The sequence below is a fragment of the Burkholderia sp. AU30198 genome, from assembly GCF_020419825.1.
Taxonomy (GTDB): Bacteria; Pseudomonadota; Gammaproteobacteria; order Burkholderiales; family Burkholderiaceae; genus Burkholderia.
The window spans coordinates 58867-77034 of the sequence record NZ_JAIZSA010000013.1; the positions used below are offsets into that span (position 1 = coordinate 58867).

Here is an 18168-nt window from a genome sequence, read left to right on the forward strand (position 1 = left end):
CTAATGGCTTTCGCGCCGGGTTCCGGCGAGGCATACCCAACCTTCGTGTTCGCGCCAGACCGAGATGTCGACGTAGTGTGCGTAGACGGCCGCAACTTCGTCCGCCTGGCGCGCGAGCACGCCCGACAGCGCGATGCGCCCGCCCGGTTTGACCTTCGATGCGAGCATCGACGCCATCAGCTTCAGCGGATTCGACAGGATGTTCGCGACGACGATGTCGAATTCGCCGTCCGGGCACGCGTCGGGCAGCCCGTACGTGACTTCCGCATGGTTGCGTTCGCTGTTCTGCCGCGCCGATTCGACTGCCTGCGGATCGATGTCGATGCCGATCACGGGGTTCGCCCCGCATTTCTTCGCGAGGATCGCGAGAATGCCCGAGCCGCAGCCGTAGTCGAGCACCGACTGGCCGGGCTTCACCGACTGCTCGAGCCATTCCATGCACAGGCGCGTGGTCGGGTGGCTGCCGGTGCCGAATGCGAGGCCCGGATCGAGTTCGAGGATGAGCGCGTCCGGATCGGGCGCATCGTGCCACGACGGCACGACCCAGATCCGCTCGCCGATCGGGATCGGCTCGAACTGCGATTGCGTGAGCCGCACCCAGTCCTGTTCCTCGACTTCGCGGACGGTGAACGCCGGTGTGTCGGCGACGCCGATTTCGTTCGCGGCGGCCGCGAGCAGCACGGCCGGCTCATGGTCGGCCGCGAGCAGCGCGACCACGCGCGAGTGCTGCCACGCAGTGCGGTCGGGCACGAGGCCCGGCTCGCCGAAGAGCGGCTGTTCGTCGGGCGTGTCGGCGTCGGCGTCTTCGACGGACACCGACAGCGCGCCGAGTTCGAGCAGCGCGTCGGACAGCGCCTCCGCATGCTCACGGGCCAGTTCGACGACGAGTTCGCGGTAGCTCATGCTTACGCTTCTTCCGGTGCGACCTGCTGCTTCTGGGCGAGCCGGTTTTCGAGGTAGTGGATGCTGGTGCCGCCTTCGACGAACTTCGAATCGATCATCAGCTCGCGGTGCAGCGGGATGTTGGTCTGGATGCCTTCGACGACCATTTCCGACAGCGCGATGCGCATCCGGCTAATCGCCTGCTCGCGCGTCGCGCCGTAGGTGATCAGCTTGCCGATCATCGAATCATAGTTCGGCGGCACGAAATAGCCATTGTAGGCGTGCGAATCGACGCGCACGCCGGGGCCGCCCGGCGTATGCCACGACGTGATCCGGCCCGGCGACGGCGTGAACTTGAACGGATCTTCGGCGTTGATCCGGCATTCGATCGCATGTCCGCGGAACTGGATGTCGCGCTGGCGCAGCGTGAGCTTCTCGCCGGCCGCGATGCGGATCTGTTCCTGCACGATGTCGACGCCCGTGATCAGCTCCGATACCGGGTGCTCGACCTGCACGCGCGTGTTCATCTCGATGAAGTAGAACTCGCCGTTTTCGTACAGGAATTCGAACGTGCCCGCGCCGAGGTAGCCCATCTTCTTGCACGCGTCCGCGCAGCGGTCGCCGATGCGGTCGATCAGGCGGCGCGGAACGCCGGGTGCCGGCGCTTCCTCGATCACCTTCTGGTGGCGGCGCTGCATCGAGCAATCGCGCTCGCCGAGCCAGATCGCGTTCTTGTACGCGTCGGACAGCACCTGGATTTCGATGTGGCGCGGGTTCTCGAGGAACTTCTCCATGTACACCTGCGGGTTGCCGAACGCACGGCCGGCTTCCTCGCGGGTCATGTTGACCGCGTTGACGAGCGCGGCTTCGGTGTGCACGACGCGCATCCCGCGCCCGCCACCGCCGCCTGCCGCCTTGATGATGACCGGATAGCCGATCGCGCGCGCAATCTTGACGATCTCCTTCGGATCGTCCGGCAACGCGCCTTCCGAGCCCGGCACGCACGGCACGCCGGTCTTGATCATCGTCTGCTTCGCGGTGACCTTGTCACCCATCATGCGGATCGTTTCCGGGCGCGGGCCGATGAACGTGAAGCCCGACTGCTCGACGCGTTCCGCGAAATCGGCGTTCTCCGACAGGAAGCCGTAGCCGGGGTGGATCGCCTCGGCGTCGGTGACTTCCGCTGCGCTGATCAGCGCCGGCATGTTCAGGTAGCTCAGGTTCGACGGGGCCGGGCCGATACAGACGGCTTCGTCCGCAAGGCGCACGTACTTGGCTTCCTTGTCGGCTTCCGAGTAGACGACCACCGTCTTGACGCCGAGCTCGCGGCACGCACGCTGGATGCGCAGCGCGATTTCACCGCGGTTGGCAATGAGGATTTTTTCAAACATAGCGAGTATTCGTCTCTTCGAGGGGCGCGCGAACGGCGCCTGGCGGGCATCGGCGGCGCGCGGCCCGCAGGCCGCGCGGCGGACTTAGCCGATCACGAAAAGCGGCTGGCCGTATTCGACGGCCTGGCCGTTCTCGACGAGGATTTCCTTGATCACGCCGGCCTTGTCCGACTCGATCTCGTTGAGCAGCTTCATCGCTTCGATGATGCAGATCGTCTGGCCTTCCTTGACCGTGTCGCCCACCTGGACGAACGGATCCGCGCCCGGCGACGGCGCACGATAGAACGTGCCGACCATCGGCGACGTCACGACGTGGCCCTGCGGGACAGCCGGTGCGGCTGCGCCGCCTGCGGCCGGCGCGGCGGCGCCGTCGGTCGGCAGCGCCGACGGAACGGGCGCGCTGACTTGCGGGACATACCCAGCCGTCGGCTGCACGTAGACCGGAGGCGCGTTCTTTACGATGCGCACCTTGCCTTCGCCTTCCGTCACTTCCAGCTCGGAGATGCCGGATTCGGAAACGAGGTCGATCAGAGTTTTCAGCTTACGAAGATCCATCGGGAATTCCCCTTTCAATACGTGAAAGCGCCGGTGAGGGGCCGGCGCTGAATCTAGATCGCGAAATCAGCCGCGCGACGTGCCTTGCAGCTTGTCCAGCGCGTACTCGAGCGCGTACAGATAACCTTTCCAGCCGAGCCCGCAGATCACGCCTTCGGCCTGGTCGGAAAAGTAGGAGTGGTGCCTGAACGCTTCACGGCGATGCACGTTCGACAGATGAACCTCGACGAACGGGATGCCAACGCCGGCGATCGCGTCCCGGATCGCGACGCTCGTGTGCGTATACGCGGCCGGATTGATCAGGATGAAATCGGTCTGTTCCTCCCGCGCGGCCTGGATGCGGTCGACCAGCGCACCTTCATGGTTGCTCTGGAACGACGACAGTTCGGCGCCGGCTTCCCGGGCGCGCGCGGCAAGCGCCTGATCGATCTGTGCGAGCGTGACGCGGCCGTACACCTCCGGTTCCCGGGTGCCGAGAAGGTTCAGGTTGGGGCCGTGCAGCACCAGCAATCGTGTCATGGTCGCTTCTATTTCTGCGGAATTGCGCGAACTTTAGCGCTATTTAGAGAAATTTGTCTAGTTTTGCCGAACGGCCGAGCGCGCCGGACCTGCAAGAATTACCGGCACGCATGCAAAGTATCGGCGAATTCACGCGAAATTGCGGCGATCCACGGGCAAATCGCCGCCAACGTGCGGGCCGCCGTTCGGGCAGATTACAGCGCGTCGAGCGTCTTTTTCAACTCGGCCGGTTGGATTTGTCCCAATTTTGTCTCGCGAATTTTGCCGGTTTCGTCGATGACGACCGTAAACGGCAACGCGCCGGCGGTATTGCCGAAATTGCGGGCCAGATCGGCACCCGCATATCCGCTGACGAAGACCGGATAGTCGACCTTCACCTTCTGCAGAAAGTTCTTCACGTTCTGTTCGGAATCGACGCCGATCCCGATGAAATGGATGCCCTTCTGTTTGTATTGGTGCGACAGCGCGACGAGCTCCGGCATCTCCTCGACGCACGGACCGCACCACGACGCCCAGAAATTGACGACGACCTTCTGGCCCTTGAAGGCGGACAGCGTGGCCGGCTTGCCGTCGGTGCCCGTCAGCGCCGCCGCCCACAACTGGTCGACCGGGCTGCCGTGTGCGGCGGGCGCGGCGACGGCGACGCCGTCGTCGGCGGTGCCGCGGAACCAATGGCCGGCGGTGAGCCCGCCGGCAACGGCGGCGGCCGCGACCACCGCGAGCGCCAACATGCGTTTCATCATCATCGTTGAATCATTCCGGTTCGGAAGGGGCCTTGCCTGCTTCGACGAGCGCGCGCAGCGCGGCGGCATCGGCACGGGCGACCCGGCCGCGCGCGTCGGCCTTGACCGCGCCGCGCAGGTCGTCGCTCGCATAGAGCGCGAGGTGGATGCCGATTGCATCGACGTCGCGCCGCGGGCGCCACAGGAAACTGAGCGTCTCGACATCGGCGCGGCCTGCAAAGTGCCGCGTCTCGGATACGTCGTACTGGACGTTCTGGTTCAGCAGGTAGATCGCGACGTCCTTCGGGTTGTCGGTGAATGCCTGCAAGTGAATATCCGAATGCGCGTTCGCGGTGCCGTTCAGCACGGCACCCGTCACATAAGGATGGAACTCGGCGAGCCGGCGCATCCAGTCGAGCGCGACTTCGCGCAGGCGGCGCAGTTCGTCCGGCTGCGTGTCGCTCTGGAACAGGGCGAGGTACTCGTGCAGTTCTTCCTCGATCTGATCGTTATCCGGCAGCCATTCGCCGGCAACGCGCGTGTCGCCCAGCAACTGGCGCGCAGCCTTGCGTTTCGCGCCGGCATAGTCCAGGCCGTCCTCCGCGATCAGGCGGGCGGCGGATTGGGCGATTTCCTCGCGGACGCGCCGCGGGTCGAGAAGGGTTTTGCGAGACATGATCCGGCAATCATACTCGATCGCCGCAGGGCCCGAGCGCGGGTGCGGCGGCCTGCCGTACGGCGTACCGGCGCCGTTCGCGCGCAGCGTTCGGGCCGCCGGGCACGGCAGGCCGTCAGTTACAATAGTGATCTTTGTGTCGCGGCAAAGGCCGTTGGCCGGGCGCCGGCCGCACGGCCCGTCCGGTGCGCCGCACACACATCCTTTCCGAATCGACGGCGCCCGGCGGCGCGAAAGCATTCATCTATGCACATCCACATTCTTGGCATCTGCGGCACCTTCATGGGCGGTCTCGCCGTACTCGCGCGCGAGGCGGGCCACACGGTGACGGGTTGCGACGCGGGCGTCTATCCGCCGATGAGCACGCAGCTCGAGGCGCAGGGCATCACGCTGATCGAGGGCTACGGCGCCGAGCAGATCGACCTGAAACCGGACCTGTTCGTGATCGGCAACGTCGTCACGCGCGGCAACCCGCTGATGGAGGCGATCCTCGATCGCGGCCTGCCGTACGTGTCGGGCCCGCAGTGGCTCGGCGAGCACGTGCTGGCCGGCAAGTGGGTGCTCGCGGTCGCCGGCACGCACGGCAAGACGACCACGTCGTCGATGCTTGCGTGGCTGCTGGAAGACTCGGGCCTGAATCCGGGCTTCCTGATCGGCGGCGTGCCGCTGAACTTCGGCGTGTCGGCGCGGCTCACCGATTCGAGCTTCTTCGTGATCGAGGCCGACGAATACGACACCGCGTTCTTCGACAAGCGCTCGAAGTTCGTCCACTACCGGCCGCGCACCGCGGTGCTGAACAACCTTGAATTCGATCACGCCGACATCTTCCCGGATCTCGCAGCGATCGAGACGCAATTCCATCATCTCGTGCGCACCGTGCCCGGGGTCGGCCGGATCGTCACGAACGGCCGCTCGGACGCGCTCGAGCGCGTGCTGGCGCGCGGCTGCTGGAGCGAGGTCGAGCGCTTCGGCGTCGACGGCGGCTGGCAGGCGCTGCCGGCCGAGGACGGCGTGCCGGTCGACGAGCGCTTCGCGGTGTATTCGCACGCGGAACGCGTCGGCGAAGTCGCGTGGCAGGTGCAGGGCGATCACAACCGGATGAACGCGCTTGCGGCGATCGCCGCCGCGCGCCACGTCGGCGTGCCGCCCGCGCAGGCTGCCGAATCCCTCGCATCGTTCCGCAACGTGAAGCGCCGCATGGAAGTGCGCGGCAGCGTGGACGGCGTGACCGTCTACGACGACTTCGCGCACCATCCGACTGCGATCGACACCACGATCGCCGGCCTTCGTGCGCGCATCGGCAGCGAGAATGCCCGCATCCTCGCCGTGCTCGAGCCGCGCTCGAACACGATGAAGCTCGGCGTGATGAAGTCGCAATTGCCGGCGAGCCTGGCCGACGCCGATCTCGTGTTCGGCTACGGCGCGCCGACCGGGCGTGACGCGCTCGGCTGGAATCTGGCCGAGGCGCTGGCGCCGCTCGGCGACAAAGCGCACGCGTTCGATGATCTGCACCTGCTGGTGAAGTCCGTCGTCGCAGCGGCCCGCCCGGGCGACCACGTGCTCGTGATGAGCAACGGCGGCTTCGGCGGCGTGCACCAGAAGCTGCTCGATGCGCTCGGGAGCCGCACGTGATCCTGTATCTGCACGGTTTCCGGTCGTCACCGGAATCGCAGAAGTCGCGTCAGCTCGCCGCGCGCATGGCCGAGCTCGGGCGCACCGACGAGTGGCGGTGCCCGTCGCTGTCGGTGTCGCCGCTCGAAGCGATCGCGGTCGCGGAGGCCGAAGTGGCCGGCGCGCGCGACGTGACCGTCGTCGGTAGCTCGCTTGGCGGCTATTACGCCACCTGGCTGGCCGAAAAGCACGGCTGGAAGGCCGTACTGCTGAATCCGGCCATCGTGCCGCAGCGCGATCTCGAGCAGCACCTCGGCGAACAGCCGCTGTATCACGGCGGCGGCACGATCGTCGTCGAGCGCCGTCACCTGCATGAGCTCGATGCGCTGCGCGTGCCGGCGATCACGCGTGCCGAACGCTACTATCTGTTCGCGGCGACCGGTGACGAAGTACTCGATTACCGCGAGATGCTCGCGCATTACCCGGGCGCGAAAACACGCGTGATCGAAGGCAGCGATCACGGGATCAGCGAATTTGCCGACTATGTCGACGACGTTCTCGCCTTTTGCGACGGAAAGACGTCTTAAACCGGCCATAGGCCGATCGAATTCCCATCATCATGCGGCGCCGCCGACGCGGCGCCCGGCAGTCTGAACGAGAGTACTGAGTGAACGTTTTCTTCGAGGAATCGGGCAGTTTCAAGGCGGGCAGCGTGCTGTCGCGCCAGGGTGACGCATTTCAGGTCGAGTTGCCCGGCGGGCGGCGGGCGAAGGTGCGCGCAAAAGACGTGCTGATCGAATTCGACAAGCCGGCCGCAGGCGAACTGATGCAGGAGGCCGACACGGCCGCGCAGCAGATCGATCTGGATTTCCTGTGGGAATGCGCGCCGGCCGACGAGTTCGCGTATACGGCGCTGGCCGCGGAATACTTCGGTGCGACGTACGGCCCGGTCGAGCGCGCGGCGCTGGTGCTGCGACTGCACGGCTCGCCTGTCTACTTCCGCCGCAAGGGGCGCGGCCAGTACCAGCGCGCGCCGGAAGAGCAGCTCAAGATGGCGCTCGCGTCGCTCGAGCGCAAGCGCCAGCAGGCGCTCGTCCAGGTGCAGTATGAAGAGGAACTGAAGGCCGGCAAGCTGCCGGACGCATTCGCGGGCAAGGTGCTCGGGCTGCTGACGCGGCCGGACAAGAACGCGATCGAATACAAGGCGATGGAAGCGGCGGCCGGCGCGCGCGGCGTGTCGCCGGCGCGGCTGATGCTCGACTGCGGCGGCATCGCGTCGCCGCGTGCGCTGCACGAGGCGCGCTTCCTCGCGGAGTTCTTCCCGCACGGCACGGGCTTTCCGGCCGTCTCGGTCGGCGCGCTGCCGGACGACCTGCCGCGCGCGGACGTGCAGGCGTTCTCGATCGACGACATCACCACGACCGAAATCGACGACGCGTTCTCGGTCGAGCACCTGTCCGACGGCCGTGTGCGGATCGGCGTGCACATCGCGGCGCCAGCGCTCGGCATCGTGCGCGGCGACGCGGTCGATGCGATCGCGCGCACGCGCCTGTCGACCGTCTACATGCCGGGCGACAAGATCACGATGCTGCCGGACGACGTCGTCGACGTGTTCACGCTGAAAGAGGGCGATTACCGCCCGGCGCTGTCGCTGTACATCATCGTCAACCGCGAAACGCAGGAGATCGTCGCGAACGAGACGCGCGCCGAGCTCGTGTTCGTGAAGAACAACCTGCGGCACAACCACCTCGACGAGCTCGTCAACGAAGAGACGCTCGCGGCCGGCACCGGCGACTATCCGCACAAGGACGACATCGCCGTGCTGTGGCCGCTCGCGCAGGCGCTGTTCGAGAAGCGCCAGGTTGCGCGCGCGGGCTATGGCCTGAAGCGCGAAGTACAGCGCAACACCGACTACAACTTCTACGTCGAAGGCGAGCACGTGTCGATCACGCCGCGCCGTCGCGGGTCGCCGCTCGACCTGATCGTGTCGGAGCTCGCGATTCTCGCGAACTCGACCTGGGGCGCGTTCCTGCACGACCACACGGTGCCGGGTATCTACCGCTCGCAGCGCGGCTTCGGCGCGCCGGGCCCGAAGCGCACGCGGATGCAGACGACGGCCGCGCCGCACGAAGGCCTCGGTGTGGCGCAGTACGCGTGGAGCACGTCGCCGCTGCGCCGCTACGTCGACCTCGTGAACCAGTGGCAACTGCTCGCGTGCGTGCAGCATGGCGTCACCGCGAAGCTCGCCGCACCGTTCAAGCCGAAGGACGCCGACCTGTACGCAGTCGTGCAGGGCTTCGACGACACCTATACGGCCTACGCCGACTACCAGCGCCGGATGGAGTATTTCTGGTGCCTGCGCTGGCTCGCGCAGGAGCAGAAGAAGCACGTCGTCGCGAGCGTCGTGAAGGGCGACCTCGTGCGCCTCGAGGAAATTCCGCTGCTGCTGCACGTGCCGGGGCTCGGCGTGCATGCGCGCGGCACGCGCGTGCTGCTCGACGTGATGTCGCTCGACGAATTGACGATCGAGGCGTCGGTGCGGTTGCTGAACGTGCTCGACGCGCCGACCGTGACGAGCGGCGATTCGGCAGAGGAAGAGGATGACGCCGAAGGCGGCGACGACACGCTGATCGACGTCGAAGACGCGACGGCCGAAACCGAGGCGGAAGCGCTGGCGGAAGCGGACGGCGCGGCGGCCGGTGAAGGCGGCGAAGCCGCGGGCGGCAACGCCAGCGAAGAGGGGCGCGCATCATGACCACGGCTGCGTCGACGAGCGGCGCCGACCGCTATGTCGTTTTCGGCAACCCGGTGGCGCACAGCAAGTCGCCGTTCATCCACGCGCAGTTCGCCGCGCAGACGGGCGAGCCGGTCGAATACGCGCACCGGCTCGCGCCGGTCGACGGTTTCGAGGCGGCCGTGCGGGCATTCGTCGCCGAAGGCGGGCGCGGCGCGAACGTGACGGTGCCGTTCAAGCTCGAAGCGCATGCACTCGCCGACACGCTGTCGCCGCGTGCGGCAGCGGCGGGCGCGGTGAATACGCTGCGCATCGACGCCGACGGCCGCATCCACGGCGACAACACCGACGGTGTCGGCCTCGTACGCGACATCGAAGCGAATCTCGGCGTGTCGCTGGCGGGCGCACGCATCCTGCTGCTCGGCGCGGGGGGCGCGGCACGCGGTGTCGTGCTGCCGCTGCTCGACCGTGCGCCGCTGTCGATCACGATCGTGAACCGTACCGCGAGCAAGGCCGAGGCGCTCGTCGGCCAGTTCATGCAGGCGGCGCACGATGCGGGCTGCACGCTCGCGGGCGGCGGCCCCGACGTGGTGCGCGCCCAGCCGTACGACGTGGTGATCAACGCGACGGCCGGCAGCCTCGATGCCGCACTGCCGGCGTGCGACGCGGCCGCATTCGGAGCGGGCACGCTCGCGTACGACATGATGTACGGCGCGCAGCCGACGGTGTTCATGCAGCATGCGGCGTCGCTCGGCGCACGCACGGCCGACGGGCTCGGGATGCTCGTCGAGCAGGCGGCCGAATCGTTCTTCATCTGGCGCGGTGTGCGGCCGGACGGCGCACCGGTGCTGGCCGCGCTGCGCCAGGCGCTCGCGGCGAGCTGAACGGAGCGCGGCACGTGGTAGCGGTGAGCGACACGCAGCACACGCGGACGGTGAGCCCGACCCGCTGGATCGTCTATGCGGGATCGGTGTTCGCGGGTGCATGGCTCGCGACGCAACTGTTCTATCTCGTGCAGATCGCGCTGTGGTCGTTCGTGAACCCGGGCTCGACCGCGTTCATGCGCACCGACGCGTGGTGGCTGTCGCGCGACAAGCCACCCGCGCAGATCCAGCACCAGTGGGTGCCGTACGACCAGATCTCGCGCAACCTGAAGCGCGCACTGATCGCGTCGGAAGACTCGACCTTCGCGACCAACAACGGCTACGACGTCGACGCGATCCTGCAGGCGTGGGAGAAGAACAAGGCGCGCGGCCGGATCGTCGCAGGCGGCTCGACGATCACGCAGCAGCTCGCGCGCAACCTGTTCCTGTCGCGCGAGAAGAGCTACATCCGCAAGGGGCAGGAGCTCATCATCACGTGGATGCTCGAAACGGTGCTCGACAAGGAGCGGATCTTCGAGATCTACCTGAATTCCGTCGAGTGGGGCCGCGGCGTATACGGCGCCGAGGCGGCCGCACGCTATTACTACAAGATTCCCGCGAGCCGGCTCGGTGCGTGGCAGTCGGCGCGTCTCGCGGTGATGCTGCCGAAGCCTCGCTGGTTCGACGCGCACCGCGGCTCGGCCTACCAGGCGCAGCGCGCGGCAGTCATTGCCCGCCGGATGGGTGCGGCCGCGCTGCCGCAATCCGAGTGAACGGCGCGCTCGCGCCGTCGCATTGACCGTTTCGCCATCCGTGCGCCGCTCGTGGGTCGTTGGTGCGCCGCAGCGCATTCGTGTCGCGCGCATTTCGGGCCACATCCTTTAGACGAATTCGTCTATTTCGTTTTGCTGAGCAATACCGGACGCCGTGCGATTTTGTTCGCTGATATGGCACGAAATTCGAGGATTTTTAGCATCCTCGGCTAAACGCGAAAGCCGGTGAAAGGCACGTGAAATGCAACGTTTCGTAAATCGAAGTATTCCTGAAAGGTGTGCGCCGCACCGGTCGCCGGCCAAATATTTCAAAATTTTTCAAAGCTGACGGGCTCGCGTATATTGGCCAGCGCCTCGGCTTATCGGCCGCATTCGAGGCGGGGGGCGGCTTATCCGGCTGCTCGACACAAAAAACATCCGAGAGAAGGAACGCAACGATGCCAGCGAGCAAAGCGAAGCTGTTGTTGGGAGTGGTGTTTTCTTCGCTGATTCTGACGGCCTGCAACGACGACGTGACATCGTCCGCTGCTGCCAGCGCCGACAACTCAGCCGATCCCGCCAGTCAGGTGGACAGGGCGTACAACGATCCGAACAGTTATTCGTCGAGCGCGAACGCGTCGCTCGACGCCTCCGCCGCGGTTGAAAAGGCCGCCGTCACGCATCACCAGATCACACTCAACGGCAAGACGATCCGCTACACGGCCACGGCCGGCCACCTCGTCGCGCGCAATCCGCAGACCGGCGCGCCCGAAGCATCGTTCTTCTACGTCGCCTATACGGCCGACAACCAGCCCGCGGCGAAGCGGCCCGTCACGTTCCTGTACAACGGCGGCCCCGGCTCGGCATCGGTGTGGCTGCATCTCGGCTCGTTCGGCCCGCGCCGGATCCAGACGGGCGACCCGAACGCGAACACGTCGACGTTCCCGTTCGTCGATAACCAGGAAAGCCTGCTCGACACGACCGACCTCGTGTTCGTCGATGCGATCGGCACCGGCTTCTCCGAAGCGGTCGCACCGAACACGAACCAGACGTTCTGGGGCGTCGACCAGGACGGCGGCGCGTTCCGCGATTTCGTCACGCGCTACATCACCGTGAACCAGCGCAACGATTCGCCGAAATACCTGTTCGGCGAGTCGTATGGCACGCCGCGCACCGACGTGCTTGCGAACCTGCTCGAGACGGCCGGCGTGAAGCTCGACGGCATCGTGCTGCAGTCGTCGATCCTGAACTACAACACGAACTGCGACATGGCGAGCGACTACATCGGCAACTCGAACAACGGATCGAGCCCGGTGAGTTGCGCGGGTTTCGTGCCGTCGTATGGCACCGTCGGCGCGTACTACCAGCTCGACAACCCGAACCCGTCGAGCCTGCCGCCGTATGCGGACCAGATGCGCCTGCTGACGGCCGGCAGCTATGCGCCTGCCGTGAACGCGTACCTGGCGAGCCATACGCCGCCGCCGCCGACCCTCGTCACGACGATGGTGAATTCGACCGGCGTGAAGCAGTCGCTGTGGAATGCGGACTTCAACGTGATCCCGACCTTCTTCGACAACAGCTTCCAGCTGTCGCTGATCCCGGGCACGCTGATCGGCCGCTACGACGCGCGCGTGAACGTGCCGGTGTCGAGCCCGCTGGCGTCGGGCGGCGATCCGTCGAGCACGTACATCACGCAGCCGTTCACCGACACGATCGGCAAGTACCTGCCGAACGAGCTGAAGTACACCGCGCAGTCGGCGTATTCGTTGAGCAGCAATGCGATCAACACGTGGGACTGGACGCACGACGGCCTCGCGATGCCTGACACGATCCCCGATCTCGCCGCGGCGCTGTCGCTGAATCCGCAACTGAAGGTGCTGTCGCTGAACGGGTATCACGACATCGCGACGCCGTTCTACCAGACCGAGCTCGACCTCGCGCGGCTCGGGACGCAACCGAACCTGACGATCAAGGACTATCAGGGCGGACACATGGTCTATCTCGACGACACGTCGCGTCCGCAGGAGAAGGCCGACCTCGTGACCTTCTACAACGCGGCCGCGCACTGATGCGATGCGCAGGGCAGGCGACGCGCGCCCGCAGTGGCACCGCGCCTGCCGTCGACGACCTCATTCCAGACTGGAGCCTGATATGAAGAATCGTTTCATCGTCGTTGCCGCGGCGCTCGCCTGTGTCGGCGCCGCAGCATCCGTATCCGCGTTCGCGCAGGCAAGCGACGCCGCCGCACCGGCGCGTGCGCGCCAGGCGCAGCTCGGCGATCCGTACGTGCCGCCGGCCGCGCGCAAGCCGACCGCCGGCACGCAGACGACGGGCGCCGCGCTGCATGCGCAGGTGGTGCGCAAGCTCGCGCGGCAGTTCAGCGCAGCCGACACGCAGAACACGGGTGCGATCACCGAGTCGCAGGCACGCGCGGCCGGCCTCGGCTATGTCGCGAACCACTTCCGGCAGATCGACTCGGGCGGCAACGGCCGCGTGTCGTTCGCGGACGTCCAGCGCTACATGCAGGCACGCAGCACGAGCCAGCAGTAAGCGCGGCGCGCGGTGAGCAAACGGGGGCGGAACCTGCGGCACAGCGGGTTCCGCCCCCGTGCACATGGCGCCGCCGTTACGTCGCGGACACGGCCGATTCACGCCGAATTCTCATTATCTGGGCAACGCATTCAAATATTGGAGACGAGTGCATGCGCTCCTACAATCCGAAGCACATCGACAGCTTCGGACCCACGCATCGCGCGGCGCCCGACGCACACGGAGACACCTTCCATGAAGTTCGCCGGGCGCTTTACTCGGTGCATCGACCGCCGCCTCGTCGCGCTGCCGGACGCCGCTCCGGCATCGTACGAACGGCTTCACCGGTTCCGTTGAAGAAGCCCGCTCCACATGACCAAGATGCCCGACTCACTTGCCCTCGACGCCCGGCGCGCGACGCCGGACGATGCATCGCTGACCGACAGCATCGGCGCGACCAGCACGCCGCTCGATCTCGCTGCCCAGCAGGCCGGTACGCAGACGCTGCTGCGCGGTCTTGCGATCCTCGAGGCGATCGCGAACGGCGCGCGCGACATGCGCGCGATCGGCGCCGCGCTCGGCACGACGCGCAGCACCACGCACCGCCTCGTCAGCAGCCTCGTGCAGGCGCGCTACCTGCGCCAGGTGCAGGGCGGCTACCTGCTCGGCCCGAAGCTGATCGAGCTCGGCACGATCGCGCTCGAGCAGATGCCGCTCACCGCGGTGGCGCGCCCGCACCTCGAAGCGCTCGCGGAAGCGACGCTCGACACGATCCATCTCGGCGTGCGCGACGGTGACGACGTGCTGTACATCGACAAGATTCCCGGCACGCGCGGCCTCGAGATGCGCTCGCGCGTCGGCCACCGGATGCCGCTCGCGTCGACCGGCATCGGCAAGGCGATGATGCTCGACACCGATCCCGACACGTGGCGCTCGCTGTTCGAAGCCGCCCGGCGGGCGCTTGCCGGCGTCAATTTCAAGCCGGACAACCGGCCCGAGACGAGCGCGTTCCTGCAGCGCATGGCGCATTACGCGGCCGGCGGTTACACGTTCGATCTCGAGGAGAACGAGGCGTCGATCCGCTGCGTGGCCGCGCCGATCCGCGATGCGTCGGGCGCGATCGTCGCGGCCGTGTCGGTGGCGAGCACGATTCCGTACATGCCGCACGACCGGATGGACGAACTGATTCCGCTCGTGCAGCGCGAAGCGCGAGCCATTTCCGCGGAATTGGGCTGGAGCCCGCCGCAGGGTACCCGCAGGATCAAACGATGACGATTTCGACCCGGCCCGTTCCGGATGCCAGCTCCGCCCCCCCGTCGCTGATCGCGCTCGACTGGGGCACGACGTCGCTGCGCGCTTACCTGTACGATGCGCACGGCGCGCTCATCGACACGCGCAGCCGCCCGGCGGGCGTGATGCAGGTGCCCGGCGGCGGCGCGCGCGCGTTCGACACGGTATTCGAGGAAGCGTGCGGCGACTGGCTCGACCGTACGCCCGGCCTCCCGGTGCTCGCCGCCGGAATGGTCGGCAGCGCGCAGGGCTGGCGCGAGGCGCCGTACGTCGCGGTGCCGGCCGGCGCCGACGCGCTCGTCGCGGGCCTCATCACGGTGACGACGTCGCGCGGCACGACGATCTCGATCGTGCCGGGCGTCATTGTCACGGGCGAACTGCCCGACGTGATGCGCGGCGAAGAAACGCAGATAGTCGGTGCACTCGCGAGCGATCCCATGCTTGGCACCGATCGTTCAGGGGTACTGATCGGCTTGCCGGGCACCCATGCGAAATGGGCGTGGGTGAGGGACGGGCTGATCGAGCGCTTCCAGACCTTCATGACGGGCGAGCTGTTCGCGGTGCTGCGCGACCACACGATCCTCGGCCGCACGATGCGCGCCGGCGCGTCACCCGATCGCGCGGCATTCGTGCGCGGCGTCTCGGTCGCGCGCGGCGCGCGGCACACCGGGCTGCTCGCGACGATCTTCAGCACGCGCACGCTCGGCCTGACCGACCGGCTTGCGCCCGATGCGCAGGGCGACTACCTGTCCGGCCTGCTGATCGGCCATGAGCTCAACGCGCTCGACGCGATGCTCGCGGAGCGCGGCGTCGCGCTCGCGGACCAGCCGCTGCGGCTGATCGGCGACGACGGTCTGTGTGCGCGCTACGCCGATGCGCTCCAGGAATTCGGCCACCCGCACGCGCGCGTCGTCGCGCATGCGACCGAGCGTGGCCTGTGGCGGATCGCGTCGCGCGCCGGGCTCGTGCGCGCGGATGGCGAGCCCGTCTGCGCCGACCAATGAACTGTTTGCAGAGGAACCTTCGATGCCGTCCGACCTGACCTTGCCCGCGCCGTACACGCCCCACGCCGCGCTGATGCGCGCGTTCGACGCATGCCCGCTGATCGCGATCATGCGCGGGATCACGCCCGCCGAAGCGGCCGACCACGGCCATGCGCTCTACGAAGCCGGCTTCCGGATCGTCGAGGTGCCGCTCAACTCGCCGGAGCCGTTCGACAGCATCGCGGCGCTGCGCCGTGCGTTGCCCGACGACGCGATCGTCGGCGCGGGTACGGTGCTGCGCGCCGAGTATGTCGACCGCGTGCAGGACGCGGGCGGTGCGCTGATCGTGATGCCGCACAGCGACGCGGCCGTGATCCGCCGTGCACGCGAGCGCGGCCTCGCGAGCGCGCCGGGTGTCGCGACGCCGACCGAAGCGTTCGCGGCGCTCACGAATGGCGCCGACGTGCTGAAGATGTTCCCGGCCGAGCAGCTGGGCGTACCGGTCGTGAAGGCGTGGCGCGCGGTGATCGACCGCGCGGTGCCGCTGATCCCGGTCGGCGGCATCTCGCCCGACAACATGGAGCCGTTCCTCAGCGCCGGCGCGAACGGTTTCGGGCTCGGCTCGGCGCTGTACCGGCCCGGCCAGTCGGCCGACACGACGGCGGCGAACGCGCGCGCGTTCCAGGCCGGGTTGCGCGTCGCGCGCGGCGGAGCCGCATGATGGGCCGTCTCGCGGACAAGGTCGCGATGGTGACGGGCGCGGGCCGTGGGATCGGCGCCGCGATCGCCCGCGCGTTCGTTCGCGAGGGCGCGGCCGTCGCGCTCGTCGATCTCGACTTCCCGCAGGCGCAGCGCACGGCGGCCGAGATCGCGCACGAGATCGCGCACGAGATCGCCGGTGCGCGCGTGCTGCCGTTGCAGGCGGACGTCGCGCGGCAGGACGCGGTGCGCGATGCGCTGGCGCAGACCGAGGCGGCATTCGGCCCGCTCGACGTGCTGGTGAACAACGCGGGCATCAACGTGTTCGCCGATCCGCTGACGATGACCGACGACGACTGGCGCCGCTGCTTCGCGGTCGATCTCGACGGTGTGTGGCACGGCTGCCGCGCGGCGCTGGAGGGGATGGTCGAACGCGGCCGCGGCAGCATCGTGAACATCGCGTCGACGCACGCGTTCAGGATCATCCCGGGCTGCTTTCCTTATCCGGTCGCGAAGCACGGCGTGCTGGGCCTCACGCGTGCGCTCGGCATCGAATACGCGGCGCGCAACGTGCGCGTGAACGCGATCGCGCCGGGCTACATCGAGACGCAGCTCACGCGCGACTGGTGGGACGCGCAACCCGACCCTGCCGCCGCACGCGCCGAAACGCTCGCGCTGCAGCCGATGAAGCGGATCGGCCGGCCCGAGGAGGTCGCGATGACGGCCGTGTTCCTGGCGTCCGACGAGGCGCCGTTCATCAATGCCGCGTGCATCACCGTCGATGGCGGGCGCGCGGCGCTGTATCACGACTGACGCAACGATTCGAAAGACCGCACGTGCGACGGCCGCGCGCACGCTGCGTCGAAACCAACAAGCGGCTGCATCCTGTTCGATGAAGACAAGGAGACACTGGAGATGAAACGCAGAACGTTCGTAACGCTGGCTGCCGCGGCCGCGGTGGTGATCGGAAGCCCCGTCGTGCATGCGGCCGATCCGGTCAAGATCGGCTTCCTCGTGAAGCAGCCGGAAGAGCCGTGGTTCCAGGACGAGTGGAAGTTCGCCGAGATGGCGGCGAAGCAAAAAGGCTTCACGCTCGTCAAGATCGGCGCGCCGTCCGGTGAAAAGGTGATGAGCGCGATCGACAACCTGTCCGCGCAGAAGGCGCAGGGCTTCATCATCTGCACGCCGGACGTGAAGCTCGGGCCGGGCATCGTCGCGAAGGCGAAGTCGCACAACCTGAAGATGATGACGGTCGACGACCGCTTGGTCGATGGCGCGGGCAAGCCGATCGAGGCGGTCCCGCACATGGGGATCTCCGCGTACAACATCGGCAAGCAGGTCGGCGACGGCATCGCGGCCGAGATCAAGAAGCGCGGCTGGGACATGAAGGACGTCGGCGCGATCGACATCACCTACGAGCAGCTGCCGACCGCGCACGACCGCACGAGCGGCGCGACCGACGCGCTGGTGGCCGCCGGCTTCCCGAAGGCGAACGTGATCGCGGCGCCGCAGGCGAAGACCGACACGGAAAACGCGTTCAACGCGGCGAACATCGCCCTCACGAAGAACCCGCAGTTCAAGCACTGGGTCGCGTACGGCCTGAACGACGAGGCCGTGCTCGGCGCGGTGCGCGCGGCTGAAGGGCGCGGCTTCAAGGCCGACAACATGATCGGTATCGGCATCGGCGGCTCCGACTCGGCGCTGAACGAGTTCAAGAAGCCGCAGCCGACGGGCTTCTACGGCACCGTGATCATCAGCCCGAAGCGCCACGGCGAGGAAACCTCGGACCTGATGTACACGTGGATCACGCAAGGCAAGGCACCGCCGGCGCTGACGCTGACGACGGGCATGCTCGCGACGCGCGACAACGTGTCGAAGGTGCGCGACGAGATGGGGCTCGCGTCGAAGTAAGCGGCCCGCCGGCTGCCGCGGCGATGCGGCGGCCGGCGGTCGATCGATCCG

18 protein-coding genes are annotated in these 18168 nt (G+C 67.4%); 12 read left to right on the forward strand and 6 right to left on the reverse strand.

What is annotated here, in order from left to right:
- From prmA to LGN19_RS25870, 6 genes are all read right to left on the reverse strand, one after another.
- Positions 1–903, reverse strand: a complete 903-nt coding sequence (prmA, locus tag LGN19_RS25845) for a 50S ribosomal protein L11 methyltransferase (protein ID WP_226217841.1) — start codon at positions 901–903, stop codon at positions 1–3.
- Positions 904–905: 2 nt separating this feature from the next.
- The gene (gene accC / locus LGN19_RS25850) at positions 906–2273 is read right to left on the reverse strand and encodes an acetyl-CoA carboxylase biotin carboxylase subunit (protein ID WP_122944425.1); all 1368 of its coding nucleotides are present in this window, start codon (positions 2271–2273) and stop codon (positions 906–908) included.
- 84 nt (positions 2274–2357) lie between these two features.
- On the reverse strand, positions 2358–2828 hold the full coding sequence (gene accB / locus LGN19_RS25855) for an acetyl-CoA carboxylase biotin carboxyl carrier protein (RefSeq protein ID WP_226217843.1): 471 nt from the start codon (positions 2826–2828) through the stop codon (positions 2358–2360).
- Positions 2829–2894: 66 nt separating this feature from the next.
- Positions 2895–3347 carry a type II 3-dehydroquinate dehydratase gene (aroQ, locus tag LGN19_RS25860; protein ID WP_011350880.1) on the reverse strand — a complete coding sequence of 151 codons (453 nt, stop codon included), beginning with the start codon at positions 3345–3347 and terminating at the stop codon, positions 2895–2897.
- Positions 3348–3541: 194 nt separating this feature from the next.
- On the reverse strand, positions 3542–4093 hold the full coding sequence (locus LGN19_RS25865) for a TlpA family protein disulfide reductase (RefSeq protein WP_226217995.1): 552 nt from the start codon (positions 4091–4093) through the stop codon (positions 3542–3544).
- Between the two features lie 7 nt (positions 4094–4100).
- Positions 4101–4745, reverse strand: coding sequence for a UDP-N-acetylmuramate--alanine ligase (locus tag LGN19_RS25870; RefSeq protein WP_122944427.1), 645 nt, complete (start codon positions 4743–4745; stop codon positions 4101–4103).
- Between the two features lie 246 nt (positions 4746–4991).
- Here LGN19_RS25870 and mpl point away from each other — a divergent pair, with 246 nt between their 5' ends.
- The 12 genes from mpl (at position 4992) to LGN19_RS25930 (ending at position 18117) form a co-directional block, all read left to right on the forward strand.
- The gene (mpl, locus tag LGN19_RS25875; RefSeq protein ID WP_175222941.1) at positions 4992–6377 is read left to right on the forward strand and encodes a UDP-N-acetylmuramate:L-alanyl-gamma-D-glutamyl-meso-diaminopimelate ligase; all 1386 of its coding nucleotides are present in this window, start codon (positions 4992–4994) and stop codon (positions 6375–6377) included.
- Positions 6374–6943, forward strand: coding sequence for a YqiA/YcfP family alpha/beta fold hydrolase (locus tag LGN19_RS25880; protein WP_043191364.1), 570 nt, complete (start codon positions 6374–6376; stop codon positions 6941–6943). The genes mpl and LGN19_RS25880 overlap by 4 nt, the downstream gene beginning before the upstream one ends.
- An 80-nt stretch (positions 6944–7023) precedes the next feature.
- Positions 7024–9111 (forward strand): ribonuclease catalytic domain-containing protein, encoded by a 2088-nt coding sequence (locus LGN19_RS25885; protein ID WP_226217847.1) that lies wholly within the window; start codon positions 7024–7026, stop codon positions 9109–9111.
- On the forward strand, positions 9108–9974 hold the full coding sequence (aroE, locus tag LGN19_RS25890; RefSeq protein WP_226217849.1) for a shikimate dehydrogenase: 867 nt from the start codon (positions 9108–9110) through the stop codon (positions 9972–9974). The genes LGN19_RS25885 and aroE overlap by 4 nt, the downstream gene beginning before the upstream one ends.
- Positions 9975–9988: 14 nt before the next feature.
- Complete coding sequence (gene mtgA, locus LGN19_RS25895) at positions 9989–10726, forward strand: monofunctional biosynthetic peptidoglycan transglycosylase (protein ID WP_226217851.1); 738 nt, start codon at positions 9989–9991, stop codon at positions 10724–10726.
- Between the two features lie 437 nt (positions 10727–11163).
- Entirely contained in the window at positions 11164–12774 is a 1611-nt protein-coding gene (locus LGN19_RS25900) for a S10 family peptidase (RefSeq protein WP_226217853.1), read from the forward strand.
- Between the two features lie 82 nt (positions 12775–12856).
- Positions 12857–13255 carry an EF-hand domain-containing protein gene (locus LGN19_RS25905; protein WP_122944433.1) on the forward strand — a complete coding sequence of 133 codons (399 nt, stop codon included), beginning with the start codon at positions 12857–12859 and terminating at the stop codon, positions 13253–13255.
- 351 nt (positions 13256–13606) lie between these two features.
- Positions 13607–14506, forward strand: a complete 900-nt coding sequence (locus LGN19_RS25910) for an IclR family transcriptional regulator (RefSeq protein ID WP_043191354.1) — start codon at positions 13607–13609, stop codon at positions 14504–14506.
- Positions 14503–15528 carry a 2-dehydro-3-deoxygalactonokinase gene (locus LGN19_RS25915; RefSeq protein WP_226217855.1) on the forward strand — a complete coding sequence of 342 codons (1026 nt, stop codon included), beginning with the start codon at positions 14503–14505 and terminating at the stop codon, positions 15526–15528. The genes LGN19_RS25910 and LGN19_RS25915 overlap by 4 nt, the downstream gene beginning before the upstream one ends.
- A 22-nt stretch (positions 15529–15550) precedes the next feature.
- Entirely contained in the window at positions 15551–16228 is a 678-nt protein-coding gene (locus LGN19_RS25920; protein ID WP_122946596.1) for a 2-dehydro-3-deoxy-6-phosphogalactonate aldolase, read from the forward strand.
- On the forward strand, positions 16228–17019 hold the full coding sequence (locus LGN19_RS25925) for an SDR family oxidoreductase (protein ID WP_226217998.1): 792 nt from the start codon (positions 16228–16230) through the stop codon (positions 17017–17019). Before LGN19_RS25920 ends, LGN19_RS25925 begins: the two co-directional genes overlap by 1 nt.
- Positions 17020–17121: 102 nt before the next feature.
- Positions 17122–18117, forward strand: coding sequence for an arabinose ABC transporter substrate-binding protein (locus LGN19_RS25930; RefSeq protein ID WP_205819855.1), 996 nt, complete (start codon positions 17122–17124; stop codon positions 18115–18117).
- Positions 18118–18168 lie beyond the last annotated feature (51 nt).